General features: G+C 49.2%; 2 rRNA genes. Both read left to right on the forward strand.

Annotated elements, in window-relative coordinates:
- Positions 1-384: ribosomal RNA gene (locus tag AC58PV_RS35370) — 16S ribosomal RNA — on the forward strand; the annotation flags it as partial.
- Between the two features lie 462 nt (positions 385-846).
- A 23S ribosomal RNA gene (locus AC58PV_RS35375) occupies positions 847-2367 on the forward strand; the annotation flags it as partial.

Genomic DNA, 2367 nt, shown 5'->3' on the forward strand with positions numbered 1-2367 from the left:
CCGGTGACAAACCGGAGGAAGGTGGGGATGACGTCAAATCATCATGCCCCTTATGACCTGGGCTACACACGTACTACAATGGTCGGTACAACGGGAAGCGAAGCCGCGAGGTGGAGCCAATCCTTATAAGCCGATCTCAGTTCGGATTGCAGGCTGCAACTCGCCTGCATGAAGTCGGAATTGCTAGTAATCGCGGATCAGCATGCCGCGGTGAATACGTTCCCGGGTCTTGTACACACCGCCCGTCACACCACGAGAGTTTACAACACCCGAAGTCGGTGGGGTAACCCGCAAGGGAGCCAGCCGCCGAAGGTGGGGTAGATGATTGGGGTGAAGTCGTAACAAGGTAGCCGTATCGGAAGGTGCGGCTGGATCACCTCCTTTCTATGGAGACTCGTGTCTGATAGACACAGTCAAGTGTGTTTAACACACAAATCGCTTACTCACTCGTGTTCAGTTTTGAAAGAGCAATCTTTCAAACATACCGATATTTCTGAAATAACGGGAAAAACTCCAGTTAATTTTGAGGAATTATGGGATTTAAGAGAAATAACAGGAAAATATGACGTTAATTTCATTGTTTTTAGTCTGTTTCAGACTTTAAGCCTGAAATAACTGTAGAATTTCCAGTTAAATGCTTTTATCTTCTGAAATCAACGAAATTAACAACAGGAAATCCAGTTAAATTGAAGTATTGGACAAACAGTTGACAACCAACATCGCTTCGCGAATGTAATGGTTGCAACATTGTTCCTTGAAAACTAGATAACGAAACAAAACGTAAAGTAAGAACTTAGGTTGCTTGATTCTAACGAATCTTGCAAAAATCTTTATTAGTTTTTTCTAGGTTAAGCTAGAAAGAGCACACGGAGGATGCCTAGGCACTAGGAGCCGAAGAAGGACGTGGCGAACGACGAAATGCCTCGGGGAGCCGTAAGCAGGCTTTGATCCGGGGATGTCCGAATGGGGGAACCCAGCTGTGGTAATGCGCAGTTACTCAATAGTGAATACATAGCTATTGTAGAGGCAGACCCAGGGAACTGAAACATCTAAGTACCTGGAGGAAAAGAAAACAAAAGTGATTCCGTCAGTAGCGGCGAGCGAAAGCGGAATAGCCCAAACCAAGGAGCTTGCTCCTTGGGGTTGTAGGACCTCATCATGGGGTTAGTTTGGTAGGCGAAGTGATCTGGAAAGGTCCGGCATAGAAGGTAAAAGCCCTGTAGCCCAAACTGAACGACTCCCCTAGAGGTATCCTGAGTACGGCGGGTCACGTGAAACCCCGTCGGAATCCGGCAGGACCATCTGCCAAGGCTAAATACTCCCTAGTGACCGATAGTGAAGCAGTACCGTGAGGGAAAGGTGAAAAGCACCGCGGAAGCGGAGTGAAAAAGAACCTGAAACCGTGTGCTTACAAAAAGTCAGAGCCCTCTTTATGGGTGATGGCGTGCCTTTTGTAGAATGAACCGGCGAGTTACGTTCCCGTGCGAGGTTAAGTTGAAAAGACGGAGCCGCAGCGAAAGCGAGTCTGAATAGGGCGCTTTAGTACGTGGACGTAGACCCGAAACCGTGTGATCTACCCCTGTCCAGGGTGAAGGTGAGGTAACACTCACTGGAGGCCCGAACCCACGAATGTTGAAAAATTCGGGGATGAGGTGGGGGTAGCGGAGAAATTCCAATCGAACTCGGAGATAGCTGGTTCTCCCCGAAATAGCTTTAGGGCTAGCCTCGGATGTTGAGTTGTGGAGGTAAAGCACTGATTGGGTGCGGGGCCCGCCAAGGGTTACCAAGTCCAGTCAAACTCTGAATGCCACAAACTTAAATCCGGGAGTCAGACAGTGAGTGCTAAGATCCATTGTCAAAAGGGAAACAGCCCAGACCATCAGCTAAGGTCCCCAAGTGTGTGTTAAGTGGGAAAGGATGTGGAGTTGCACAGACAACCAGGATGTTGGCTTAGAAGCAGCCACCATTGAAAGAGTGCGTAATAGCTCACTGGTCGAGTGACTCTGCGCCGAAAATGTAACGGGGCTAAACACGCCACCGAAGCTATGGCTTGCACGTATGTGCATGGGTAGGGGAGCGTTGTATGTACGTTGAATTCTGACCGTAAGGACAGGTGGAGCGCATACAAGTGAGAATGCCGGTATAAGTAACGAAAAGATCAGTGAGAATCTGATCCGCCGAAAACCTAAGGGTTCCTGAGGAAGGCTCGTCCGCTCAGGGTAAGTCGGGACCTAAGGCGAGGCCGAAAGGCGTAGTCGATGGACAACAGGTGGAAATTCCTGTACCACCGTAGCCGTTATGAGCAATGGAGTGACGCAGAAGGATAGTGACGCGAGCTGATGGATGCTCGTCCAAGCAGTGAGGCTG

The sequence above is a fragment of the Paenibacillus sp. J22FR83 genome, assembly GCF_059691955.1.